Genomic DNA, 24,828 nt, shown 5'->3' on the forward strand with positions numbered 1-24,828 from the left:
CTATCGTCCTTTCTATATGAAGCCCTGAAATTCAGGGTCAAACTCATATTTACGGCGGGCGGTCTCCTGCGTTTTCTGGTGCAGTTCAGCAGCGCGGTCAGGATGCTCGCCGAGAAGGCGGCACAGCCTCAAAAGGCGTTCCCGGGGCAGATCTTCCACGAAATCATAGAGGAGTGAGGAATATTCGAAGACATACTCCTTTACACGCAGAGCGGCGGCAGCCACAAGTGCAAGGGTGGCGCGCCCTTCAATCATCCCGCCGATCTGGATGCGGTGCTTCATGACGTAATCCAGTGTATCTCGCTTAACCAGCTGCGGGCTGACTTTGCAAATTTCGTTCAAATAGTAAACAAAACTCGGCTCGAATTCGTCAGGAATAAGGGAGCTGAGTTCCAGCTCCATATCGCTTCGCAGAATGAACCGGTTCAGGCAGAATGCTTTCAGCACCCGGATGTGATTGCCCGTGATCAGGAAGCCGATTTCGCGGAGCTTCTCATAAGCCTCCTTGAAATTCTCCGATTCAATATCACTCGCGGCATCCTGCACATCGAGCAGCAGACCTTCCCGGATGCCGAAGCTCTCGCGCTGGAGAAGCTTCCGGAGCGTTACAAGCTGGAGCGTCTGTGAATAACGCCTGCGCAGCAGCACGTACAAGACGATCAGGAGGACGCCGCCGGCAATCGCAGCTGCCATTTGTTCGAAGGAGCGTGCCAGGAAGTAGGCGGCCAGCGACCCGGCGGCCATGAGCAGCAAATCCCGCTGGAGATTGCGCCTGAGAATGCCCCGCACAATATCGTGCACGGACAAGAACTTGCGCTGCGAGCCGCACTCGAGGCAGCTTTCATGCCAGAGAACGGAATACGTTCCGCAACGCGAGCACTGTTTTAATCGTTCATAGGTATGGACGGTCTGAGTTGTGGGCCGAAGCAGTACCGGCATTTTATCGGTCATGGCTTCTCACCGTTGTTAAGGCGGTTCATAAATTCGAGGTCAATGTCACTGGAAGACAGAGCTTTCCGCTTCGCTGCGGCCCAGGAAATCCACTGGGAGGCGACAAAGATGACCAGAAGGGCAAGTGGGATAAAGGTCAGCATAAGAGTCTCCTAAACAATATTGTGCGTTACCCGGAATGGCGCCTGGGGTCCGGTCCCCATATAAAGTGGAATTAACTGACTGAAAAAGTTAGAATGTGAAGTAGATATCCAAATATTCTACCACCTTTTACATTTTACTACAAAGAAGCCGGACGGCGTCCATACACCGGGCTCCGCCGTGCAAACTATAAAGCTTTGGAGGAAGAAAACCGTGATGAACGTTAGAAAAATGACCCTTGGGGCCCTGGCCCTGCTTCTCGTGCTGCTGACGATTCCTGTCGCTGCTATAGCCGCACCGGCAGCTACCGATACGAAGATCGATGCGGTGCTCACGACAGACGTCAGTACTTCTATGAACGAAAGCGACGTCAATAAAGTTAGTTATGAAGCGATGAAAATGTTTGTTGATATGGCATCGGTGCAGGGAGATAAGATCGGTGTCGTGGCTTATACCGACCAGATTCTCAGGGAGAAGGCTCTGCTGAAGATAAGCAGCGCAGAGGACAAACAGAACCTCAAAACCTTCATTGACCAGCTGACCCGGGGGCCTTATACGGATATCGCGGTCGGCCTGGATGAAGCTGTAAAGGTACTGGAGTCAGGCTCCGAGAAGGATCATGTCCCGATGATCGTCCTTCTGACAGACGGCAATAACTCACTGAATCCGTCCAAGACCCAAGATCAGTCGGATAAGGTGCTTAGTGCCGCGATCCAGAAGGCCAAAGACAAGGGTTACCCGGTGTACACCATCGGGCTCAATGCCGACGGCAAGCTCAACAAGGATAAGCTGCAGAAGATTTCCGATGAAACGGGCGGCAAGCTGTTTGTGACCAGTACAGCGGATAAACTGCCCCAGATTCTGAGCGAGATCTACGCCAGTCATTTGAAGCTTAGAGTTGTTCCGCTTAACGGATTTACGGCAAACGGACAGTTTCAGGATGTGAAAGTGAATATCCCCAACGGCAGTGTGCTTGAAGCGAATATTTCGATCATGTCGTCCCAGCCTGTAGAGGTGAAGCTTATTGATCCGGCAAGCAAGGAGCAGAACATTCCATCGGATAAAATCGTCTATACCTCGTCGAGCGCGTATTCGCTCATTAAAATTCTGAATCCGGCTCAGGGCGACTGGACGCTCAAAGTCAAAGGCGTTCCGCAGGAAAAGATTGATATTAATCTGGTTTATAATTATGATTTGCAGGTTGTCATGGACCCTCTCGCGTCCAAAACATATAAGGCCGGTGATGGAGTCTCCATTAAAGCACATCTGGAATCCGGCGGTCAGAAGGCAGCGGACGCAGAGCTGTATAAGGATGCCAAAGCGGCGCTGGTTGTGACCGACACCGATACGAATAAGACGTCGGAGGTTCCTCTTAAGATTTCGGATAAGGGGATCGAAGGGGCCTGGAAGGTTGCGGACGCTCATTCTTACGAACTGAAGGTTAAGGTGGAGAACACAAACTTCTCGCGTGAATCTAGGCCGGTGAAGCTGAATGCCAAAGGCGGAAGTACGGCGGCTCCGGCTCCGGGCGGCGACCAGGGCAAAGAAGGGACGAATTGGGTCAAAACCGGTTCGTGGATAGCCGGATTGCTTGTTCTGGTGATTGGAGCGCTGTTCGCACTTGCCTACTGGAAGAAAGCGAACAAAGGATTTTTCGGGCAAGTGGTCCTGGAAATCAAGGACGAGGAGACGGGAGAGCGCACGAATCCTCAGTACAAGAAGCTGAATGCGTTTAAGGGGAAGGTGCAGCTGCACCAGCTGCTGTCGCTGGCTCCAGAGTTTGCCGAGACCAAAGGCATTGTATTCAAACCGGGTCCCGGTGATACCCTTGTCATGTATAATCAGTCGGGCTGCACGATAGAGAAGGGCGGCCGGGTCTTTGATGCTTCGCAGGGCAAGGAAGTCAAGAAGAACGACCGGATCCGGATTACACTTCAGAACGTGAACAAGTCCATATCATTGGAGTATTTAAAATAAAATTAAAAATATAAGAACCATGGGGGGCTTATTCCATGAAAGCGACAGTCAGGGAACATATTCAACAGCTTGACGTTTCACTCGGAGGCGGCATCATCAGTGACAAAATCCGTGTCGATACCATCGATAACCCGATGCTCGTCATCGGGCTCGGGGGTACCGGAATCGACGCGCTTCTGCGTCTGAAATATCAGATTAACCGCAGATTCAAACTGCCGGAAGACCCTTTTACCAAGAAAAAGAAGGAAAAGCCGAATAATGTAGAATTTCTTGCCCTCGAAACCAATGAACATGACCGCAATAAGAAATACAAGGGGATCGGGCTTGACCCGTTGACTGAATTCGTCCTGTTGTCCAATCCGGAAATCGGCAGCGTTCTTCAGAACCGCAGTATTCTGGAGCCTTACATCAAGGAATGGCTTTCCCCGGAGCTGACGATTACAGACGGTATCAACGGTGCATCGGGTGTCCGCCAAGCGGGCCGTCTGCTGCTGTTCACCAAGATCGTCCAAGTTGTACAAACGATTGAACGCAAAATCAAAACGCTCTCGGTCGGCACGAACAAGAAGCTGATGGTGTTCATACTGACCGGATTGTCCGGCGGTACGGGAAGCGGCTGCTTCCTCGATATTTCGTACATCGTACGAGGTATTATGGAACGTGACTACGGCTCTGCCGGCGTCGATAAAGTCAGCCTGCTCGGCTATCTGTTCACCCCGGACGTGAACTTGGCGAACAAGAGTCTGACGGAGCATTCCCGGGAGTATATCAAGAAGAACGGATATGCCGCGCTGAAGGAACTCGACTACTGGATGAACGTAGACGAGCGTACGGAGCGCTTCAAGCAGCAGTATGCGAATATCCTGACGGTCAATTCGCCTATGCCTCCCTATAATCTGGCCCATCTGATATCGGCCACGAATTTGGAAGGCAAACTGCTAGACAACGCTTATGATTATTGCATGAACGTAACGGCAGAGAACATTACGAACTTCATGGCAAGCGAAGATAAGCAGTCAGGCGAAGAATTCGCAATCCATGACTATATCAGCAACATCCGTACGAATATCAACCAGATGCCTAAGGCGTACGCAGCCAACTATCAGTACAACATTCTGGGCGCTTCGTCTGCGGTGCTGCCCATTGAAGAAATGACGACTTATCTGGCCTATAAGGTTTTCCAGCGGATGGATAAAATGTTCGAAGCCGGTCCTTCCCAGGAAGAAGTCGAGAAGCTGGCGCACAAGCTGGCTATTGATCCCGACTCTCTCCACCGGGAATTCGACAAGCGCGTGCCGGAGCCGCTGCCGGGCTATCAGAACAGCGAACGGCTGAGCTACGCGAATGTAGTCAAGCAGCAGGTTGTGAACATCGATACCGAACTGGAGCAGAGTTTCCTCTCCCGGGCGCGCGAAGAGTACATCAAATCACGCAAGCAGCTGCCGGGTCAGGTGAAAGAAGCATTCTCCGAGCAAGTGACCAAGATTTTCCGGAATCCGGAGCAGGGGCCGTTCTATGTGTCCCGTATTATTTTGCAGGACAAAGGATTCTGCTTGCTGAAGCTGATCTCTTCTTATATTGAAGCGCTCAAGGAAAGCATTTACCGTGTGCCGCGTGATATTCAGTCCGCCGAAGAAAATTCAGAGCAGAAAATGACCGAAGCGCGCAGTGCGTTCATTTCCAAAGACCGCAAAAAAGATGCCTATATCGAAGCCAAAATTCAGGAATATTTGCTGCACGCCGACCGTGAGCGGATGGAGCAGATGGTGGAATTCTACGAGGATTTATATAACCTGATCAATCAGGAGAATTCGCGCATTTATACGGTGTTTACCGAGCTGCTTGGCGAGCTTAACAAGATTTTCGAGAAGAACGGCGACATTCTGACCCGCGGTGACGAAGAGATCGACCACAAAGGGAACCGGACTTATTACTGGAACGTAGTCAGTGTACCGGACATCGCCAAGCTGATCGGACAAGTGACGGAGGAAAGAAATGCCGATGAGCTGATCCGCGATTTCACGAATGAGCTGCTTGCCAAATCGAATCAGTGGATTAAAGAGCAGGAAGTGGATGTCATCGGTTCGGTTTCCGAGTTCCTGACCGATCATTTCGGAGAGCTGATTACGAAGTCGATGGAAGAATACCTCGTTATCAAATACGGACATGAAGACTCCATTGAGAAGCTAGTGGAGGGGCGTATTGCGAATCGCCTGTATGAAGAGGCGAAGCCGGTGTTCCATCTGACGAACAGTTCCGGTCACTTCAACTTTCCTTCTTGGGGCTTCGTGTCCGTACCTGTAGGGGCGCCGAATATTTTCAAGGGAATCCGGAACTTCCAGGATAATGCGATTGCGAACTCCCGTTTTACGATCAAAGAAAGCCAAGTGAAGAACCGGATTTTCTGGCTGAACACACAGAACGGGATTCCGCTTTTCCTGTACACGCCTCTGCGGGTCTACGAGGAAAGCTACGAAAGAACCATTCTGGAGCCGGAAGGCATCGGTCGTCACCTTGTGCAGACAGACCGGGTAAACTGGACGTACCTGCCTTCGCCGATTCCTGAGAAATCATGGGGCGAGACGTATGATAACGGCCGCGTCAAATCGTACAACGCGCAAGTCCGCGGATTGTTCGACCGTGCGGCGTCGTACGGAGCAGTCCGTCTGAAGGGCGAAGACAGCGGAACGATTAACCGCTACGAAAGCATATGGACGAAGCCGTTCGATGTGGAGAAGCATATTGCGTCTTACAATTTGCAGCTGAATACGCAGCGTCCTAACTTCGGAGAACTGCAGCGCTGCGTGAACGAGCTCAGAACGATCGTTCAGAATGGCCTCGAGATCGAGCGCACGAAGGACATATTCGGCAGTGTGAACGAGGAGATGGCGAAGGAGAATCTGATCCGCTCCCCGGAGCTGCTGAAGCAGGTAAGAGACGAGGTACGCAAATACGACAGTATTGTGCGTAAAATCGAGGAATTGGAACTGGCGCTGAGCTCATACAAAGATGAAGAGAAGTTCATTGCCCAGTTCATCGAAGCGATGTATACGTCCACGATTGCCAAGAAAGGCGCCCTGTACGTGTACGACCATGACGGGGATGAAGATCCGTGGGAAGCGTTTGTGAATCTGATGCAGACCAATAAATTCGTCGAGTATGAGATTTACAGCAAAATGCGCGAGCTGGACGCGAAGAAGCAAGCCATGCTGCAGCGCAAAGCTTCGAAACGGAGCCAGCAGATGATTGCTTCCGAAGATATTGAAGCGCTTGTGGAAACACTCCGCTCGATGAGTGTCTCTTACCAGGAGACAAAATCGGCGCTTGACTATGACCGTTCGGAGTATGAGAACGGGGAAGAACTGTACCAGTTCTATAAGCAGGTAGCGGGCAAAGTGAACGATATGGTGAAAAGCCTCCGGTAAGGCGGCATAAGAGAAAAAGATACGGCAGAGGGTGTAGACAGCAGCGGGACGGCTCAGATATATTTGACCGTCTCGCTCTGCCGTATCGTCCTTAGAAAGGAGTATGAAGAATCATGCGGGAGAAGTTGGTGGCGTTCGCAAACGAATATGCCGCGGCAACAGACAGCACGGGACTTATCGGAGATGAACAGCGCAGCATTCACCATCCGCTCGTTTTTCTGTTCCTGGGCGATACGTCGGCGGAAGCCCTTCATGAAATGGTGGAAATCAACCGCCGTAAGTGGGATAACAGCGCGGGTGTGGTTTACCTTCATATAGGATCGAAGCCGGTAGAGAAAGATTTGGGAGACAACGTATACGTCTGGACCCTTCCTGAAGTGCCGGAGAATGCTAGAACGGTAAGACCGGATACTCAGCGCTGTTTCCATAAGGACAAAGAGAAACTGCTGGAGCTTAATGTGCTGCTGCGCAGGATGAACAGCCGGATTTCGGAATACGGCCGGGTGTACTCGAATTTACAGAGGTTGAACGTAGCCGTCGTTACACGGCTGGATGACCCGGGCAGCGTACTGGTGCCGGAGTTAACCGCTTTGATGGAAACGATCTTCGGCGAGCATTTCCGTTCGGTGATCGTGGATCTGTACGGCCTGCTGGAGGAGAAGCAGGTTGGCGAAGAGTTTGCGCTGAGGGCCTCCCTCAGCTTCAGCTTCCTGCGGGAGCTCGATGTTCTCCAGAGCCGGGATTACCACTATTCCGGCCCGCTCCAGGTGACGGGCGAAGGCATTACCTTACCGGCTGAGCACGGACCCGCTCCTTTGTTTGATACCGTTTATCTGCTGAGCGACAAAGATGAACGGGGGATTTTCACCGAAAGCGGGATCCGCAGCAGCTGCGAAACGATCGCTTCACTGAACCTGCTCAAGTACCGGAATGTCCGGGACGAGAAGGATTCCTTGAAGCAGGGCGCCTATAACCATCAGCATTTCAAGCAGAATGTAGCGCCGCCGGGCGAAGAAGGCGGCGGCTACGCATCTGCCGGATATGCGAGGGTCAGCCGGCCGAATCAGGCGATCGCTCTGACCGTGCTGTATCACCTGTACCGCCATGTGCGCGGGCGGATGGAGGAACAGTGCGCGGGCGGGGCGCGCGCACTGCCGGACTTGCTGCGGATGGAGCCGCAACTGTGGGACCGCGCGATAGACGCGGTACTGCCGGAGCGGGAGAAGGCAGCCGATGAGATGTACGGCTTGATGCATGAGCCGGTTTCATACGGCGAGCTGAAGTCGATGACGCTGAAGGAGGCTGAGTCGGCTCTCTACGGCAGCGCAGCGGGCTTGTTCTTTGACATGAACGTCAAGGACAAAGCGGTGCAAGCGTTCGCCGATCAGAATTTCGCGAAGAGGCTGGAGAGGCTTCTGCTGGAGCGCGTAGTAGCCGAGCCGGCGTACGGGTATTGCGCCGTCAGAACGTGGCTGTCTGACGAGAGCAGTTCCGGCCTGCTTGGCGAGCTGCGCCAGCATTTGAGAGATGCGGCAGCGCGTGCCGACGCTGTGCGGGGCGAGCTGGAAAGCTTTTACGGGGAAAGAGTGGACCGTCAGCCCTTCTCCAAAGGCTCTCTCTTCGGATTTAAGTCGGATAAAGCTTCGGTGAAGAACTTTATCCGTTATTTACTCGATGAAGTGTACGGGATGAAGCGGGATCTGCTTTTCCTGGAATTGAAGCAGAAGCTCATGTCGATGTATCTGGATGTTCTGGAAGATATGCGCGAACGCGCCAAGCTGGCCGTCGACAAGATGGACCGTCTGGAGAAGCTGCTGCTGGATACGAGCCGCAGCGGAATCTCGGCTGCCCGTGATTATCTGGGACGTAACATCAACGAATATTATGAGCACGTCGTGAAGCAGATTGCGGGAGAGATGGAAGGGCGCCGGGAGGCGCGGTTTTATTACGACGACCGCTTCCTCGGCAATGTGTCTGTCCAGATCGATGAAGATACCGCGCAATGGCTGGAGAAGCTGATGGGAATGGCGCGCAGGGATGTGCTCGTCCACCCGCTGTTCCATCAATCGTTCGAGGATGAACTGCTGCAGCGGGCTAATGTCGCCGCAAGCTATGACAACCAGGATGTATTGTCGAAGGAAGACCTCTTCCGCGACCTTTACGTTACACTGGAGAATGAAGCGGCGATCCGCACGGATGTGTACCATTCTACCCACCGGAACCGTCACGAAGAGAAATACTTTTTCGGAGATGCGGGGAGTGAATTTATCCAGTACGCGTTCGCTGTGGACGGGGGGAGCCGGACTTACAAACTCGGCTGTGTTCATGAGAACAAGCCCGGAGGGATCGAGAAGCTGCGTTTGATGGGCGGCTTCCGGCTGGATGATCTGATGGTTTACCGCAACGGCCGGCGTTATTATGAGACGTATCTGGAGAACGGTTACTTGTTTCACGGAATGAGCATGCCGGAGAATACCTAAACGGTAAGTAATTTTATAACTATAGAAGAATTGAGTAAAAGGGGGGAGAACGGTGAAACAGAGAAAATGGAGTCCGCTGCTGACGCTGTTCAGTGTAATTGGAGGGTTCGTCGGTTTTTTTGTCGGCGAGTATATGCTGAACCGGTGGGGTGGCAGCCTGCACGAAATCGTGCTGATGGGCTTGTACTTCGGCCAATTCGCCTTGTTCGTCGGCTTGTTCTGCCTGGTGGCCGAGATGATTTCGCCCGAGCTGAACGGAAGAAACTGGCGGCTGCGCTATGCCGGTGACGGCTGGAAATTTCTTGTGCCCGCTACACTGGTCATGCTGTTCGTGGCCGGGGCTTTGTTCCAGCTCTTATACGGGCTGCAGTTTGTCGGCAAGCAGGCTCCGAGAGATTATGTGCTTGTTCTCGATAAGTCTGAAAGCATGGTTCAGAACGACCCCGGCAAGCAGAGCCTGGAGGCTGCCAAATCACTCATCGGGAGGATGAACGGCGGCAACCGGGTGGCATTGTTTACTTTTAATGAGGATACTCAGCTGGTGTCTCCGCTTACCAGCCTCAAGTCATCCGGGGCAAGAGAAGATCTTCAATCCCGGCTGGACAAGTTCGGAGAGCCGGTCGGTATGACGGATATCGGCAAAGCTTTGACTACCGTCATGGATGAGCTCAAGAAAGAAGGCGCCGCGAGCAGCAAAGCTGCCGTCATTCTGATCTCCGACGGCTACAGCGATGTGAACACGGCCCAGGTGCTGGCTCCTTACCTGGAAGCGGGCATTCCGGTGCATACGGTCGGAATCGACGACTCTCAGGTGGAAGGCATCGAGCTGCTCCAGCGTATTGCGGGCGAGACGAATGCGAGCTTCCACGATGTGAAAAGCGCCGACCAGATTACAGGCGCGTTCGAGCAGATTTACGCCAGCGAGCAGCAGTGGAATCTGGTCAGCGAACGGCTGGGTCCGGCAGCGTCAGACAGCTTCCACGGCATCCTCAGGGTTGCGCTGATCCTGCTGATCGGTACTCTTATCGGTTTGTCGCTCGGAATTATTTTCGACAACCGCCATTTGGCGCTCAGCTTTGCCATCGGCGGCACGATCGCCGGTCTTATTGCCGGTCTCGTGCTGGAGCTGAGCTTGCCGGGAACCAGCATTCCGGCATTCTACCGTGCGGTTGCGGCGGTAACGCTGGCCTTCGTGCTGTCTCTGGCTACGCTGATTATCCCCGTCAACAATAACGACTCGAATCCGGGACTGCGTGCCGGTTCACGCCAGAAGGCAAGACCCGGGGCAAGCAGCCGCCTGGGTGACCGCAGCAGCCAATTGCCGGGTAAGCAATTCCGTTAATGGATTGTTCTAACGAAAACGTATGAAATAAACATATGAGGCATCCCATCAAGTGAGGCGATAGATCATGAATTGGAAAGAAATGGGCGAATATTCCCGGATTGAGAAGCTTGCCGCCCAGCCCGTCCGGGACGGAGAATGCGTACTGACCTGGCAGTGGCCCAAAGACATTCATGCCGTGTATGTATACAGCTTCGAGGCAGGAGCAGAGAAGCCTCCGGAGCTTCTCGCTCCGCAGCAGATGAAGCTGTTTACCCGGGAAGAATACAAGGCCAAGTCCGGTTACCGCGAGCGTATCGATTACATCGGAAGCCGGGGCTACCGGATTTTCCCTTGTATGATTAAGGAGGGTGCCGTCACCGCACTGCTGCAGAAGGACGAACACAATGTTGTGCGGGTAAACGGAGGCAAAGCAGGAATCCGGTATTCCGTTCATTACGGGAGAAAGCTGTTCGGTAAATTCAAGACAGCGCGGATTCAGTTGTTCTGTGAAATTCCGGTACCCCAGGAAGCGCTCTGTTATGTGAAAAAAGAAGGCGCTCCCCCGTCCGGCAGACAAGATGGCACGGCCTATCCGTTCCGGCGGGACTTTGACGCAGGCAGCCAGTCGCTGCCCGAGATCGAGATCGGCAGGAACGATTATCTCCGGCTTTTTCTGACTGATCCTTCCCGTTACGGGGAGATTTTCGAATTAATTCAAGAATAGGAGGGGCGCATATGCTAGGGTATCTGAAAAGTCTGTTCGAGAAAAAGCCGCCCGAAAAAGAGCGGCCTCCATTTTATAGCATCGTATGCCCTTACTGCTTCAGTAAGTTTGAGCCTGAGGAGGTTGTTTTCCGGGCGGCTCACGTTAAAGATACGGATGATGATTTCATGCTGCAGGAAGATGCGAAGCTGAACAATTGGCGGCGTAAATTCAACCTGTCCGAGAACGATATGGAGGCGGTTATTAGTCCTTCTTCCATCCCGGATGAACACAAGTCATACATCCAGAATGTGCTGGTTGCCGTGACCGACCGATACGGGGAGACGACAAGGCGCCGCCTGTGCCCGAATTGTCACAATGAGCTGCCGATTTCGGCCGGCAAGGTGCCAAGCAATATTATTTCGATCGTCGGAGCGTCCCAGGTCGGAAAGTCGGTATACATGACATCGCTGATCCATACGCTCCAGCATACGACAGCTTCTAACTTTAATGCCGCCTGTATGCCGCTCAGTGCCGAGATCAGCCGCAAATTCCGGCAGTATTATCACGAACCGATTTTCGAGCGGGGCAGTATGCTCCAGTCGACGAATCCGAATGAGCAGCAGGAGCCGTTTATTTTTCAGTTCGTGTTTAAAGATGAACGGGAAGCGCCGCTGACGATTGTATTCTTCGATGTGGCCGGTGAAGGAATGGTCCAGCGGGAATACCTCGATATTTATGCGTCGCACATTAAAAATTCATCGGGAGTCTTGTTCCTGGTCGATCCGCTGCAGATCCGCAGCATCCGGGACAAAATTCAGATTAATGTAGGCGGAGAACAGGGAGAATTCGCTAACCGCTACGACGAGCCCCGTGAAGTCGTGATTTCCCTGTTTGAGAATTTCATCGCCCATCAGCAGAACAGCAAGACCGATATCCCGACGGCCATCGTCTTGACCAAGAGTGATATGCTTCAATATTTGAAAGAAGAAGACAGCGAATATATTCAGCCTAACAGCAACGTGTTCCGCAACGTCGTTCACCGGGGATTCCTGGATAACACGGAATTCGAGAACATTGACGGCGAGATCGGCCGCTTTATCGACAAGGTGGACCGGCCGTTCAAGGACGCTGTGGATGTTTATTTCTCCAACACGGCTTATTTCGCCGTCTCGGCGCTGGGCACGAATCCTGTGAACAAGCAGGTCAGCGGGGTCATCAATCCGACTCGTGTCGACGAGCCGTTCATTTGGCTGCTGCATAAGCTGGGTTACATAGCGAGGAGAGATGCGACGTGACCGGGAGAAAATTACAGCAGCAGCTGTTTACACGCGACCGGGAAGGCATCTTCCGGACGAGCGAAGGGTTTGATACGGTAGCCAAGTCCCCGGGACTGGACGGTTCTTTTATCAAATCGGCGCTGCATCCTTATTGTGTTTATAAACCGCCGCAGGAGCTGCTGGAGCGGGGAGAAGAGAACAGCAGCCTGTACCCGGAATCGCTGGTGTCCTATCAGGCGGAGAACGGGGATCTGGTCATCGGGCGCAGCGTTTATGTGGCGACGGACTTTACCGGCCAGCGGAGCGCATCGTTTACGCACCAGTTCGTAGTCCCGAAGGAGAGCAAAGAGGCGTTCATCCGGGAGCCGCGGCGTATTTTCGGTATCCAGGCATTCCGGAGCCGTTACGATATCCGGGAAGGCAAGTCGGTGCCGGAGCTGGAATTGGATGAGCTCGCTTATGACGGCACGATTCATGCGAATGGGGAGAAGGAACTGCTGGAAGAGCTGGACATCGGCCGCGAGTTGTTCCGTCAGCTGGTATATGCCGTGCTGTCGGCGGCAGCCGGGAAGAAGAAGGTGTACATAGCCCTGGATACCAGTGTATCCCGCAGCGGGGAGTATGCCGGACGGCTGCTTGAAATCATCTACCGCTGCCTGCCTTATGCGGCTCGCCGTCTGCTTGGCTTCATGACGTTCAACAGCGAACCGGAGGCCAAGCAGAACCTGCATGTGGTCTTCACGGAAAAGGGCAGCATCCGTCTGCCGGACCGCCGCCTGGAGAAGGACTATGTCTTTGATTTTCCGAACGCGCGGTTTATGAATACGGAACTGCCTGCCCAGGAGCTGGCTTATCTGGACTTCGTATGGGAACACCGGAGTGAACCGAGGCAGCTGCAAGGGCTGCTGGACTTCTGCGACGAGGCGCTCGCGGGTATGGATGCGGGCACGTCGCTTAGCCCTGCCGCCTATTCGAAGCTGTGTACGCTGCATGATATCGAGCAGGGGAACGAGAAGAAGTACGAAGGCGAGCGTGCCGCGACGATGAATGCGATCCTGTCGTTCCTCAGCGCGGATACAGTCCCGCTCAAGCCGCGGCTTAATCAGTTGTTCCTGCGTCTGCTGAGCAGGGAAGCATCGGACCGGCACAGCATGCTTGCGGCCGAGTACCTGGAGGCGGTCATCCGTTACGAGAAGATCGCCGACACCTCCGCCAGGACGCTTCTTGTACGCTGCCTGGGGATCTTCATCTCCAGAGCCGCGGCTGCGGTAAGCAGCGGGGGCACGGATGGAAGCGTACCGCTGCTGGATCTGCTGGCGAAGCACCCGGGTGTCTTCAGCGCGGTACTGCGCGAGGTGCTGCAGGGCCAGCCGCAGATCGCGGAGAACTACGTCCGCGTGCGGATGAAGCGGGTCTCATCGGTACAGGATTTCACGGATGAGATCAGCTTCTGGCTTGCGGCCGGCGAGTCTTTGGCGACGGGGGAATTCTTCCTTCAAGAGGCCTATGAGCCTATGAAGCGGATTATGCGCGGAGATGTCCGCAAGAAGATCGGCCAGGCCAAGCTGCTTGCCGGATATTTCGACGGCTTATCCCGCAGCGGGAAGCAGGCCGGATCTGGCGCGGCACCGGGACCTGGAGGAGGGCAGTCCAGACCGGACGCCTCCCGCCAGTCGCCGCTTGCCGCCTTCAGCCGCTGGATGAAGCTGGCGGTGCAGCTGGAGCTGCTGGATGATCTCCAGCCTGCGCAGCTCGGCAGGGAGGATCTGAGCGGCCTCGGCTTCCTGCTGGAGCCGCTGAGTCCGGATCTGCGGCGGCATGCGGGTGCCCGCCAGAACGGCGCGCTTCGCGTCCTGCTGCCGCTCTACAAAGCGCTTGCGCGAAGCGGAGAGGACCAGCGTGAAGCGGAGGAAGAGCTCGGGCATCTGGACACGGTCGATCTCGACCGCGTGCAGGGCCTGCTCCGTAAGCTGCTGCAGACGCAGCTTGCGTCCGCTTCCTTCGGCCACATCGCGACAGCGTTCTACCGCCCCGGTAACGGCACAGGGGGGCAGGATCTCAGCTATCAGCCTGCCTATGACTATGAAGGCATGCTGAATTATATCGCTGATCATACGCAGGGTACCGAGACGCTGTATGATTTCCTGCTCTGGTCGGCGGACGACAGCCGTTTCCTGGCTGCGCAGACGCAGACTGCTGCCGGGGAGCGGGGGATTCATCCGCATTATAAGGCGGCCGTCAGCCGTACGTTCGATGTCCATGCGCCGCAGGCTTTCAAGAATAAAGTGCTGGCCCGCAGGCTGCTTGCCGTGAATAACGGCACGTTCCGCACTTTATTCGAGACCATTAAGCTGCGGCAATCGGGCAAGCTCGCCCGGATCTGGGCGAAGAACAAACGCAGAAACATTCTGCGCGGATCGATTCTGCTGGTTCTGCTCGTTGCGGTAACGGCGCTCATCTGGAAGCCGGTCGCCGCATGGCTGACGCCGCCTCCTGTCCTTGTCATCGAAGCGCCGGAGAAAGCCGGGCAACAGACCGTCTCCGTTAAGATGAGTCTGCAGGAGCCGGATGAAGAAACGAAATTATACGTGAATGATAAAGAAGTGGGCAAAGGAACGGCGCAAGCCGAGGTTCCGCTGAGCGAAGGCCCGAATGAAGTGGTATTCAAGGCGGTGAACGCCGGCGGCAAAGAGTCCGGGATCGTCCGCAAGACGATTACGCTTGTTGCGGCTCCTCTCCTTAAAGTGGAGCCGCTGCCCGCTTCTGTGCGCACAAGCTCAGTCGTTGTTGCGGTCAAGGCGGAAGATTCTACCGACCCGAGTCCGGAAATTCTGATCAACGGGCAGTCAGTCGGCTTTGGCAGCGTATCGAGAACGGTCGAGCTTAATCCCGGCGAGAACGAGATTGAGATTACCGCCAAAAACAAATACGGCCGCATAAGTGAGCCGATGCTCTATAAAGTGAAAGCACCCGGCAGCGGAAGTAAAAAAGCTGACAGTAATGCTGCGGGCACATCAGGTAGTACAGCGGGTACAGCTGGTAATGCTGGGAACGCAGCCGGTAATGGGGCAGGCAACGTAAACTCAAATTCAGAGTTGAATACCCGGTAAAACGGGCGCAATAAGGATAGATTACAAAGATGACCATGCTGGAATGCGCATAATCTAAAGGGGTGATACCAGGATTATACAGATAAATGGAAAAAATCGTTCATTCAACTTATCTGGCATGTCTAAAAGAATCTTCAAACGGCGTTTACAAGTCCGGTGGACATGCGGAGTGAGAACGGCCAGAAAATGAACAAGAAGCGGATGCTGATGCCGGAGGACGACCCGGCAGCTTGCATCCGCTTTTTTTACATGAAGTGATGATCCAGGGAGGCATGAACGTGATTCTTTAAACGATTACAATACCCTGCAAACTCTTGATACGCTGTTGTACTCTATATGCGTCTGCACGTTCACTTCTGTCTGTGAATGGCTAAACCTTCTGGGGCGCCCGCTGACCAACGTTCATCTTGTCACCTTCCAGTCTCCAGATCCCCTCATGTTACAGGTCATACCCGTCCGTCCGCAGCTTCCGCTCCTTCCTGACTTCCTCAAGCGGTATCGCATTAGGATCGACCATCCCCGTAAACTGATCCTCGCAAGTTAAATCCACAAGTGCCGTTTTTCGCTGTCCATCCTTGTAGTAAACCAGCTCCACAGTTTCTTTACTTCCTGCACAGCGGCAAAGCGCTTTTACAAACTCCGAGTAGGTGGGAACAGGCATCTTTCCCAGATGAGTCACAATGATCCCGTCTGGGAGGCCGGCTCTATGTGCAGGCCCGCCGGGATATACCTTCTTGATGTAATTGCCGCCCAAGCCGGCAGCGGTCAAATTCTGCTCTTTCAGCTGCCCGCAAGACGCCGTATAGTTCAGCACACCGAGCCGGGGATAGCCGAAAATCGAATTCCGGAGATCCAGCCCGAGTTCGATCGTATTTTGCAGATGAAAAAGCGACTGTCTCCAGCCAAGCTCCGTACATTCCTTCACCCACTGCATCATCTCATCCTCCGTAAATCCGTCGACCGTAACTGTCACTTTGGTTAAGCCATTGAAGTGCTCAAACGAAAAAGCAGTATTCAGCTTATACTCCCAGAGGGTTCCATCCGGAAAAATAGAAGAATACTGCTCCTCAAAAGTAATCAGCCGCAGCCGGATGCATGCGGTGCACACTGCCCGATTCGTCAATTCCCCGATCACAAGAGTCATTTCATCGCCTTCCGAGATTTCCGGCGAGGTCCCTGAATAAGTTGCGATATCGCTCAGGAAATGGTTCCAGCCTTCCGCAGTTGCTATGTACCACCAAGCCTTCTCGACAGGGCCATCGATGTAAACTGAGTTTACTGTTCGTCCGAGTTCGGAGCTTCCCACCTGAAATCCCCCTTTGCAGGTTCTGCCTTTGTTCTTAGCATAGGGAGTTTTGCGAACAAATGATCGTGTTTTTGTGTCCGGTTTGAAGATGGAAAAGCCGAGCGCCTGCCGCAGCCGTCAGTCTATAATGCTCTAAACAGACGGACTTTAGTGTCTACTACACTGTTCAGAGGTGATTGCTATTACGGAAATAAGTGTGATTCTGCCTGTTCACAACCAGGCTTATCCGTTATCCCTGACACTCGGCGGCTTTGCAAGGCAGACGATTTCCTCTGTATCCTTCCGTCTTATTATTGTCGATGACGGATCGGAGGAGCCGGTCGGAGCGGTTGCGGAGGCCTACAACGGACAGCTCCGCATCACGTATATCCGGATTCCGAAGAGCGGGAGAGCTGCCGCAAGAAATGCAGGTGTGGAGCTGGTCGATGAGGGACTTGTTATTTTCTGCGATGCGGACCGGATACCAAGACCGGGATTCATCGAAGGGCATGTGAAGGCTCATGGACAGGCTCATGGACAGACTGGTGGACAGACTCATGGGCAACAAGGAGAGCGTCTGAGCGTAGGGCAGGTCCGTGAGCTGTACATACCAGATCCGCAGCACAAAAGAGACCTGGTTCTGCAGCGCTTCGAACAGGGGAAATACGACCGCATCCCTCAATTCTGCCGGCTTGTGTACCGACTGTTCCGTGATGACGGCTTAACAGATTCGGCCGTAGCCTGGATTGCGGCACTGAGCGGCAACATGGCGATTCCTGCACGGTTATTCCGGCGGCTTGGCGGCTTCGATGAGCAGTTCCGGGAATGGGGATTCGAGCATCTGGAATTTGGTTACCGGGCTCATCTGGCCGGAGTTCCATTTGTATATGCCAAAGAGGCGGTTAACGTGCATGTGGCTCATCCGCGCAGAGGCGCATCCTATGCCGAGTATATCCGGCAGAGTCATGCGTATTTTTACCGCAAACATCCTCATCCAGTCATTGGCCACTTCCAGTCCTTCATGATGGGCCGGATCAGCAGGCTTCAGCTGGAGGCCGCAGCCGCAACCGGCATTGCGGGAGAAGCCGGGATTGACCATCCGGATGATTATGTGCGGATTCTGAATTTCAAGCCATGAGAACGGACTGCCATTACAGAGGACGAAATGGAGGGAATAATAGAATGTGTGAACGTTCACGGGCCGAGGTTCGTCATTTCATGCACGAGACGAATCATGAGCTGCAGGGACTGCATACCAACATGATGGACTCTCTCTGGCATGTCATTACGACGGGAGAAATCCGGCATCTGCACGAGAATGAACGATTTGAGCAAGCCTATCAAGAAGCGCTCGCTTCCCCCGCCCTCGGGAGGGAAGTGCAGGCAGGGCTCGGGGAGATGGAAGATGACCGCATCCTCCGGCGCCAGTTCCAGATGCTGAGGAGTGAAATGCTGGAGTACCAGGCTGAGCCGGAGGAGCGCAGGGAAATCACCTCGCTCTGGAACGAGCTTCACTATATGCACAGTACTTTCAGAGCCAGGGTCGATGGAGCGCTGATGTCGGGGAATACGGTTCTCGTGCTGCTCCGAAGGCTCGAAGACGAGAGGCAGCGCAAGAAGATCTGGCAGGCTTCCATGGAGGTGGGCGGGCTAGCTGCACCTAAGCTGATCCGGCTGGTCAAGCTGCGCAACCAAATCGCGAGAGATCACGGATACCCTCATTATTTTGCGATGAAGCTGGAGACGCAAGGCATCAGTCCAGAGATGCTGAGCGGTGTGATCAGGCAGCTGCGCAGCGGGCTTGAGGCGGCTTACTGGCAGGTGAAGAGGGAGATGGATGAGGAGACCGCAGCGCGCTTTCGAATTCATAGAAGCGAGCTTCGCTCCTGGCACTATGCCCATCCTTTTGTCCAATCCGCCCAGAGGCGGGAGCCTTGGGGCCAAGTGGATGTAAACGGACTGCTCCCTCAGCTTACGAAGTGGTTCGATGAACGCGGCCTTGATATTACGCCTATTCTGGGCCGGGCGGATCTGGCCGAACGGCCGGGCAAGGGTCAGGCCAACTGCTGCCTGAATATCGACAGGGGCGGGGATATACGGGTGTCCTGCAACCTTACGCAGGATACGAAAGGGCTGTCCATCCTCCTGCATGAGCTTGGACATGCAATATTTGAGCAGGGCATCGACCCGGAGCTGCCATTCGTGCTGCGCCAGCCGGCCCACCCTTTCATAAGCGAAGGGATAGCACTCATGCTGGAGAGACTGGCGCTGGAGCCGAGCTGGCAGCGTCAGCTGCAGCTCAGACGATCAAATGCGCGAAGCCGGAATAAAAGAAACCCGCAGCTGCGCAAGGAACTGCTCATCAAGCTGTACTGGACCCTGACGGTAATTGAATTCGAGAGAGAATTGTATACGGACCCGTCCAGGCCGCTTAACCGGTTGTGGTGGGACATCGTCGAAGACGTGCAGGGAATCCAGAGGCCGTGCGACTGGGATTATCCATACTGGGCCGCCAAGTCCCACCTCTCCACACTTCCCGTGTATTACTACAATTATTTGTATGGGGAAATGGCGGCTTCGCAGTTCCAATTCTCGCTGCAGAAAGAGTTCGGGCAGTGGCATAGCAGAGAAGCCCTGCAGTATATGACCCGCCAAGTGTTCAAACCGGGCGCTTCCAGTACATGGAACGAGATTATCGCGTCCTGCACATCTTGTGACCTGAGTCCCATTTTTCTGATCCAACAGCTTCGCAATTAAAAAGGAGGTATTTTCTGCATGGCAACTATCCATATTCAGAAGAGAACTATTGTTACCCGGGCGGAGAATAACACGGAGGTACCGAACCCGGCTAACAGTGAAGTGAAGACCTATTTGCTGAGCCCGGAGGAACTTGCTTATTACAGGAATTTACCGATGTCGGAGGCGGATAAAGCATTTAAACCGAGTCTGAAGGTGGTGGCTATGGAAAAGAGGGAGGCGGACAGCAGACCAGCTCCTGATCCTGCATCTTGACCGTCTGGGATGCTGAAATTAGGGACTTTTACACGGATAAACTGGGAGGGAATTGAGGAATTGCTCCGATTGAAGCATGCAAATATAGAACATAACGAATAATATTTTGGCATAAATTGTTTTAATAAGCAAAATAATCCGATTATTCTGCAAAATAAACTGATCTTTCTTATAGAGCATTTTGATACCATGACGGCACCGGAAACAAATCGTATTAGGAGGAATGGTGCCAGTGGACGTGCTTCTGATCATCAGCCATCAGCTCAAAGAGGATGAGTTTCAACGGGTACAAGGTATGTTTTCCAATATGTCCATTATTGCCGAATCGGACTTTAAAGCTGCAGCGGAAAGAATTCATGAGGAAAAGAGCGCCTATAAATTGTTCGTTTTCCTGTCGTTCGAAGAGTCGCTGCCTGAAGACTGGAAAATTGAAGAGCTGCATCTGGAAAGTCCGGTCATGGTGCTTCTAAATGTCAGCAAGCGCGATTTGTTCGTGTTCTATTCTTTCCTGGATTCTGTGGGCCTGCTTGCCCAATCCCCGGCCGTTTCGGACAAGCGGGAAATTTCACCGCTCCTGCATCAGTCACTTGAATATATCGAGCAAAATTTGTGCGAAAATGATCTGTCGCTGGAGAAGGTCGCATCAAGCATATTCGTAAGCCGCTGCCATTACTCCCGGGTATTCAAGGAGTATTTCGGCTTCGGGTTCAAAGAATACATTATGAACAAACGCATTCAAAAAGCGAAAGTCATGCTTCAGAACGGTGTTCCGGTTACGGATGTTTGCTATGCAGTCGGTTATGGGGATTTGACGCATTTCGGCAGGGTGTTTAAAAAGCTGGTGGGAACGAACCCTTCGGTTTACCGTGGACACAGGCGTGAGAAGCCGTCCTGCGGATAACGATGAACAGATCGGAGAGACACGCTATGGATGCATCCACAATCCGGACGAGGTACTTTAATCGACTGACCTTTAGCCGGGACCGCCGGACCGTCTGCAAAACAAGCAGCTGTGACCGCAAGCTTAAAGATGAGATCAGCTGGTATCTGGGGCTGCCGGGAGAGCTTAAGGGCTATACGCCTGAAGTGATAAGTTACTCGATGGAAGAGGAAGTCCAGCTGACGATGGAGTATATTAATTCGCCGACCTTAGCTGAAATGTATGTTCAAGACTCGATGAGGGAGGATGAATGGGTTTCAGTTTTTGCCCAAATTACGCAGCTTCTGGCCCAATTTACTCGCTACAGAGCGGAAGTTCATCCGGATGCTCTCTATGACATGTATCTTTCCAAAACGAAAGCGCGCATAACGGCTTTTCTGGCTCGTAATGAGTTGGCGGGGAAGTTCTACAGAAGAGGGTTTTACCGCTTGAATGACCGTACAGTCGCGTGCCCGTTCCGTATTTTTGAAAGTCATCTGGACGATTTCCTCCAGTTGCTCGACAAGCCGGATATGTCACTTATTCATGGCGATCTGTGTTTTTCTAATATCCTTTATGACGCGAAGACCCCCGCCATTAAACTGATTGATCCCCGGGGACGCTTCGGGGAACAGGGGATCTATGGCGACGGGAGGTATGATATGGCCAAACTCAGACACAGCTTAAGCGGGTACGAGCATATCGTTCAGAACTCCTACACGCTGGATATCCGGGATAGCGGGCTTCACCTGCACATTCCGTTTACACCAGGGCAACAGCAGCTTCGCGAAAGCTGGGATGCTATTCTGGGAGATAAACTCGGTGATATAGCCAAAATTGAAGCGCTGCTTTTCCTGTCGCTGCTCCCGCTGCACAGGGAAGATCCGAATCGCCAACTGGCCTTGTATGGCCTGGCTACCCGTCTGATGTACGATATTTTCGCAGAATAGATGCTCTATGGAAAGCCGAGAGGGAATGAGTGGATTTACTTATACTGAAAGAGTAAGCCAATCATCCACTAGGAGAGTGAAGAAAAATGAAACAAACAGCTTCGAAATTTATGATTGCCACCGCAATACTCGCCTCACCGGTTGCGGGAACTGCACTGGAAGCAAGCGCGCAATCCATCCCGGTCCAGAGCCAGCCGGCCGCACCCGCAGGCGTCTCGCAAACAGCTGCAGCCGTGTCGTCCCAAGCCGCTCAGGCGCAAGCCCAGCTTGAGAGCAGTCCGGTCCGCTCCGCTCCTAAGGACAACATCGGGGAATACAAGGGTCCGTCTCTTACCATCTCACCGTTCATGTTAAAATGCTAAGCGTGTAGCGTGCAGTAAATGAAGCACAACGCATCGAGGTTTATGATTGCTGCCGCAATACTTGCCTCACCGGTTGCGGGAACCGCATTGGAAACAAGCGCGTACTCCATCCCGGTCCGGAGTCAGCCAGGCACACCTGTGGAGATCTCTCAAACAGCCACAGCCGTTGGCACACAGGCGGAAGCCCTGCTTGAAAGCAGTCGGGTCCGCTTCACTCCTCAGGACAGCTTCCGGCAAATATACGGTCCTTCGGTTACAGCCTTGCCGTTTTGCGTAAAATGCTAATCTGGCTGTTCATGAAAGAGAGACAAGCGGGATACCGCTTGTCTCTCTTTTTGTAAGCAAGAGTGCGGCAGATATGTATAAGTAATCCCAATAGAATGACGTTGAAAGCCGAGAGAAGATATGAACAATTTCCTATACTGGAAAGGTAAGGCTCATACCAGATGGAAGGAGGTGAAACTCATAAAGCAATCGGGAATGAAGTTGGTTGTTACCGCTGCAATTCTGGCTGCCCCTGCGGCCGTAACGGCCGTGGAGGCAAGCGCGCAGACCGTACACGTCCAGAACGGGCCTACAGCCCCCGCACAGAGCGGATCTGTTGTCCGAGCTTCCACCGACGCCACCGCTCAGCTAGAGTCTGCTGATGTGTATGCGCCTGCTTCGCAAAACGGCCGTATACAGGAATTCACCTTTGGCGGTCCGACCTTTACGATTAACGGCCCCGCTACCAAAACGTTCACTTAAACCAAACGATGGATCTTCCTGTTCGGGGAAGACGAAAAGGAGAGTGTAAAAGCGATGAATGAAAAAGTCTCCAAGTTTATGATCGCCACAGCGATCCTGATTGCTCCGGCGGCAGGCACGGCTCTAGAGGCGAGTGCCCAGGTCGCTGCCGTCAACAGCCAGTCAGTTGCACATACGGAAAGTGAAAGAGCTGCAACTGCTGCGGTCGAAGATACTGCCAATCTGGACACAACCGTGAGGGCTTCTGCGCTTCCGGGCACGATTCAGGAATTAACTTACGCGAGTCCCGGATTCAGCACGAACGTTATGGCCAAGACTCCTTTGTAAAACACCCAGAAGAAGCGGTACGAATTTAGTCCGACCGACAGGCGGAGGAGATAAATATCTGATCCTTGCCTCCAACAGGACGAATCATTTTCTATGATTAAGAAGAGATAAGCGGGATTAATGCTTATCTCTTTCTCTCATCTTCCCTACAGATATGGAGTGAATGAATGAATACTCAACCGTTTATTTGTCTGGACATGACGTCCTGTCTGAATAATTGCGGCACGACGGACAGCAGCAGCTATCAGCACGGATATTTGAGTTCTTCCGGCGTTTCACTTCCGAGAGAAAACATCCTTTTCCATACTCCATTCGAGTTCAATGACATTCCCTTTGTCCTATACAGGCAAAACTACCGGGACAACATGGTGACGGAAGGTCAAGCCATTCAGTTTCCCGAAGCCCGCATCTCCAAGATCCATGTACTCGGTGCCTCCAGCGACGTGAATATGTCGGATTATATGTATCTGAAGCAACATGATACCGTCCTCTCCAGAGAGAAAATGATGCTGTCGCATTTCGCTTCGGAGGCTCCTTTTTCAAGAAATGCCTGTATCCTCGAAACCGCCGGTCTGAATACGTTAGACGGCCCCTTGCCGCACAGAACCGGCCGGATCTGGCTTGATACCCTCCATCTTACAGAACCTCTGGAGATTAACCAGCTTACATTCGAAGATAATCCGTGCATGCATATTTTCGGTATTACTTTGGAGCGATAGGCAGAAGGCTGCCGGATAAGAGGCAAGAGAGATCCATACTATTTTACAGGCGGGGAGGAACCAATGACGTTTACCTTGTACAAAGAAGCCCGATTGAATTGCCTGTATGTCAATATTGCAGCCGCCCTGCTGAGACTTCCGGTTCTTAAAGAGTCTTTACCGTTCTTGTTTAACCAGGCAGGTTTGTATTATCAGGATACGCAGGATGAAGACGAGTTCGTCATCAGTCCTTATTACAGGGAGCTTGATGATTTTATCGGGGAGTTGTTCGGGGCTCATGTATGCCGGAAAGGATATGCAGGGGGAGAAGCGTATCTCGCCGCACTGAAGAACGCGCTGGGGACGGGCAGGAGCGCGATTATTGAAGCGGACATCTTTTATTTGCCTCACAGCGGATTCTATAACCGGTCTCATTTTCCCCATGCGCTTGAGGTTATCGGATATAAGGACGGCGTTTTTGAAATCTGCGATCATTATTATGTGTATCACGGTACTCTGACGGATGTGGAATTCCGTTTTATTTTTGAGTCGTCGCTGCAGAGTCCTTTCTATAAACTTCTGAATCTTTGGAACCTGGAGCGGCATGACAAAAAAGGGACTGAAGTGCCGGATGCCGCTTTCCACTATGGAGTCATCCGCGACAATTACCGCAATATGTCCGGTCAAGTCCTCTATGATTGTCCTGCGGGGAGCCGGGCGGGACTGGAGGCATTCGAATCTATTTGCAGGCAAATAACCCGGCTCAAAACGATGGACCGGGATGCCTCCAAGTTCAAGGCAGCCAGTTATTTGTATGAAGGGTTCAGAGAGCTTGCCAATTCCCGGTTCCAACACCATAACTTTCTGAAAGCGATCGGTGAAAATGAATTGGCGGAAGCTTATCTGGAAGCCGACCAGGGCTGGATGGTGGCAGCCAATCTGCTGATGAGGGCGGCGACGGCTAACCAGTTTCAGCATTTTGAGGAAAGAATTCTGAATAGGATGCAGCGGGTTCGCGAGAAGGAAGCGGGCAATCTGGAACTGCTGAGACAATGGCTTGAGCGGGCTCGGCCAGAGGGCGGCGGAAAGAGCTTCATGACGCAATATTCTCCTAGAAGCGGGCAATAGAATCTGATT

Annotated in this window: 20 protein-coding genes; 17 read left to right on the forward strand and 3 right to left on the reverse strand. The window is 53.1% G+C overall.

Annotation, left to right across the window (positions count from 1 at the left end):
• Positions 1 to 12 precede the first annotated feature (12 nt).
• The gene (locus AR333_RS15585; protein WP_068776295.1) at positions 13 to 951 is read right to left on the reverse strand and encodes a hypothetical protein; all 939 of its coding nucleotides are present in this window, start codon (positions 949 to 951) and stop codon (positions 13 to 15) included.
• The gene (locus AR333_RS25025; RefSeq protein ID WP_166541826.1) at positions 948 to 1,094 is read right to left on the reverse strand and encodes a hypothetical protein; all 147 of its coding nucleotides are present in this window, start codon (positions 1,092 to 1,094) and stop codon (positions 948 to 950) included. The genes AR333_RS15585 and AR333_RS25025 overlap by 4 nt, the downstream gene beginning before the upstream one ends.
• Positions 1,095 to 1,308: 214 nt before the next feature.
• On the opposite strand from AR333_RS25025, the gene AR333_RS15590 reads away from it, so the two are divergent.
• The 7 genes from AR333_RS15590 (at position 1,309) to AR333_RS15620 (ending at position 15,391) form a co-directional block, all read left to right on the forward strand.
• Entirely contained in the window at positions 1,309 to 3,069 is a 1,761-nt protein-coding gene (locus tag AR333_RS15590; protein WP_172798877.1) for a VWA domain-containing protein, read from the forward strand.
• 35 nt (positions 3,070 to 3,104) lie between these two features.
• Positions 3,105 to 6,494, forward strand: coding sequence for a tubulin-like doman-containing protein (locus tag AR333_RS15595; protein ID WP_068776297.1), 3,390 nt, complete (start codon positions 3,105 to 3,107; stop codon positions 6,492 to 6,494).
• Between the two features lie 113 nt (positions 6,495 to 6,607).
• Positions 6,608 to 8,974: a hypothetical protein gene (locus tag AR333_RS15600; protein ID WP_068776298.1), complete on the forward strand. Its 2,367-nt coding sequence runs from the start codon at positions 6,608 to 6,610 to the stop codon at positions 8,972 to 8,974.
• Positions 8,975 to 9,026: 52 nt separating this feature from the next.
• Entirely contained in the window at positions 9,027 to 10,316 is a 1,290-nt protein-coding gene (locus AR333_RS15605) for a VWA domain-containing protein (protein WP_068776299.1), read from the forward strand.
• A gap of 67 nt (positions 10,317 to 10,383) precedes the next feature.
• Entirely contained in the window at positions 10,384 to 11,022 is a 639-nt protein-coding gene (locus AR333_RS15610; RefSeq protein WP_068776300.1) for a hypothetical protein, read from the forward strand.
• Between the two features lie 11 nt (positions 11,023 to 11,033).
• Positions 11,034 to 12,299: a hypothetical protein gene (locus AR333_RS15615; protein ID WP_068776301.1), complete on the forward strand. Its 1,266-nt coding sequence runs from the start codon at positions 11,034 to 11,036 to the stop codon at positions 12,297 to 12,299.
• Positions 12,296 to 15,391, forward strand: coding sequence for a cadherin-like beta sandwich domain-containing protein (locus tag AR333_RS15620; protein ID WP_216638982.1), 3,096 nt, complete (start codon positions 12,296 to 12,298; stop codon positions 15,389 to 15,391). Before AR333_RS15615 ends, AR333_RS15620 begins: the two co-directional genes overlap by 4 nt.
• A gap of 439 nt (positions 15,392 to 15,830) precedes the next feature.
• On the opposite strand, the gene AR333_RS15625 is transcribed toward AR333_RS15620, so the two are convergent.
• Positions 15,831 to 16,697 (reverse strand): PDZ domain-containing protein, encoded by an 867-nt coding sequence (locus tag AR333_RS15625; RefSeq protein WP_068776302.1) that lies wholly within the window; start codon positions 16,695 to 16,697, stop codon positions 15,831 to 15,833.
• Positions 16,698 to 16,893: 196 nt separating this feature from the next.
• On the opposite strand from AR333_RS15625, the gene AR333_RS15630 reads away from it, so the two are divergent.
• The 10 genes from AR333_RS15630 to AR333_RS15675 all read left to right on the forward strand — a co-directional run bounded on the left by AR333_RS15630 (position 16,894) and on the right by AR333_RS15675 (position 24,819).
• Positions 16,894 to 17,814 carry a glycosyltransferase family 2 protein gene (locus AR333_RS15630; RefSeq protein ID WP_253735869.1) on the forward strand — a complete coding sequence of 307 codons (921 nt, stop codon included), beginning with the start codon at positions 16,894 to 16,896 and terminating at the stop codon, positions 17,812 to 17,814.
• Positions 17,815 to 17,858: 44 nt separating this feature from the next.
• The gene (locus AR333_RS15635; RefSeq protein WP_068776303.1) at positions 17,859 to 19,433 is read left to right on the forward strand and encodes a M2 family metallopeptidase; all 1,575 of its coding nucleotides are present in this window, start codon (positions 17,859 to 17,861) and stop codon (positions 19,431 to 19,433) included.
• Between the two features lie 18 nt (positions 19,434 to 19,451).
• Entirely contained in the window at positions 19,452 to 19,688 is a 237-nt protein-coding gene (locus tag AR333_RS15640; RefSeq protein ID WP_068776304.1) for a hypothetical protein, read from the forward strand.
• Positions 19,689 to 19,911: 223 nt separating this feature from the next.
• Positions 19,912 to 20,589, forward strand: a complete 678-nt coding sequence (locus AR333_RS15645; protein ID WP_253735870.1) for a helix-turn-helix transcriptional regulator — start codon at positions 19,912 to 19,914, stop codon at positions 20,587 to 20,589.
• A gap of 26 nt (positions 20,590 to 20,615) precedes the next feature.
• Positions 20,616 to 21,557, forward strand: coding sequence for a hypothetical protein (locus AR333_RS15650; RefSeq protein ID WP_068776305.1), 942 nt, complete (start codon positions 20,616 to 20,618; stop codon positions 21,555 to 21,557).
• 86 nt (positions 21,558 to 21,643) lie between these two features.
• Positions 21,644 to 21,919: a hypothetical protein gene (locus AR333_RS15655; protein ID WP_068776306.1), complete on the forward strand. Its 276-nt coding sequence runs from the start codon at positions 21,644 to 21,646 to the stop codon at positions 21,917 to 21,919.
• Between the two features lie 456 nt (positions 21,920 to 22,375).
• Positions 22,376 to 22,666: a hypothetical protein gene (locus AR333_RS15660; protein WP_172798878.1), complete on the forward strand. Its 291-nt coding sequence runs from the start codon at positions 22,376 to 22,378 to the stop codon at positions 22,664 to 22,666.
• 54 nt (positions 22,667 to 22,720) lie between these two features.
• Positions 22,721 to 22,993, forward strand: coding sequence for a hypothetical protein (locus AR333_RS15665; RefSeq protein ID WP_068776308.1), 273 nt, complete (start codon positions 22,721 to 22,723; stop codon positions 22,991 to 22,993).
• Positions 22,994 to 23,160: 167 nt separating this feature from the next.
• Positions 23,161 to 23,712 carry a hypothetical protein gene (locus tag AR333_RS15670; RefSeq protein ID WP_068776309.1) on the forward strand — a complete coding sequence of 184 codons (552 nt, stop codon included), beginning with the start codon at positions 23,161 to 23,163 and terminating at the stop codon, positions 23,710 to 23,712.
• A gap of 63 nt (positions 23,713 to 23,775) precedes the next feature.
• Complete coding sequence (locus tag AR333_RS15675; RefSeq protein WP_084783730.1) at positions 23,776 to 24,819, forward strand: BtrH N-terminal domain-containing protein; 1,044 nt, start codon at positions 23,776 to 23,778, stop codon at positions 24,817 to 24,819.
• The last annotated feature ends 9 nt before the right edge of the window (positions 24,820 to 24,828 follow it).

Origin of the sequence: Paenibacillus sp. FJAT-26967, assembly GCF_001541095.1 — a bacterium.
In the GTDB taxonomy this organism is placed as follows: domain Bacteria; phylum Bacillota; class Bacilli; order Paenibacillales; family NBRC-103111; genus Paenibacillus_F.

Excerpts from the sequence above, each read along its gene's own strand:
- AR333_RS15585 (WP_068776295.1), bottom strand. The coding sequence starts at position 951 with ATGACCGATAAAATGCCGGTACTGCTTCGGCCCACAACTCAGACCGTC.
- AR333_RS25025 (WP_166541826.1), bottom strand. The coding sequence starts at position 1,094 with ATGCTGACCTTTATCCCACTTGCCCTTCTGGTCATCTTTGTCGCCTCC.
- AR333_RS15590 (WP_172798877.1), top strand. The coding sequence starts at position 1,309 with ATGAACGTTAGAAAAATGACCCTTGGGGCCCTGGCCCTGCTTCTCGTG.
- AR333_RS15595 (WP_068776297.1), top strand. The coding sequence starts at position 3,105 with ATGAAAGCGACAGTCAGGGAACATATTCAACAGCTTGACGTTTCACTC.
- AR333_RS15600 (WP_068776298.1), top strand. The coding sequence starts at position 6,608 with ATGCGGGAGAAGTTGGTGGCGTTCGCAAACGAATATGCCGCGGCAACA.
- AR333_RS15610 (WP_068776300.1), top strand. The coding sequence starts at position 10,384 with ATGAATTGGAAAGAAATGGGCGAATATTCCCGGATTGAGAAGCTTGCC.
- AR333_RS15615 (WP_068776301.1), top strand. The coding sequence starts at position 11,034 with ATGCTAGGGTATCTGAAAAGTCTGTTCGAGAAAAAGCCGCCCGAAAAA.
- AR333_RS15635 (WP_068776303.1), top strand. The coding sequence starts at position 17,859 with ATGTGTGAACGTTCACGGGCCGAGGTTCGTCATTTCATGCACGAGACG.
- AR333_RS15640 (WP_068776304.1), top strand. The coding sequence starts at position 19,452 with ATGGCAACTATCCATATTCAGAAGAGAACTATTGTTACCCGGGCGGAG.
- AR333_RS15645 (WP_253735870.1), top strand. The coding sequence starts at position 19,912 with ATGGTGCCAGTGGACGTGCTTCTGATCATCAGCCATCAGCTCAAAGAG.
- AR333_RS15650 (WP_068776305.1), top strand. The coding sequence starts at position 20,616 with ATGGATGCATCCACAATCCGGACGAGGTACTTTAATCGACTGACCTTT.
- AR333_RS15655 (WP_068776306.1), top strand. The coding sequence starts at position 21,644 with ATGAAACAAACAGCTTCGAAATTTATGATTGCCACCGCAATACTCGCC.
- AR333_RS15665 (WP_068776308.1), top strand. The coding sequence starts at position 22,721 with ATGAATGAAAAAGTCTCCAAGTTTATGATCGCCACAGCGATCCTGATT.
- AR333_RS15670 (WP_068776309.1), top strand. The coding sequence starts at position 23,161 with ATGAATACTCAACCGTTTATTTGTCTGGACATGACGTCCTGTCTGAAT.
- AR333_RS15675 (WP_084783730.1), top strand. The coding sequence starts at position 23,776 with ATGACGTTTACCTTGTACAAAGAAGCCCGATTGAATTGCCTGTATGTC.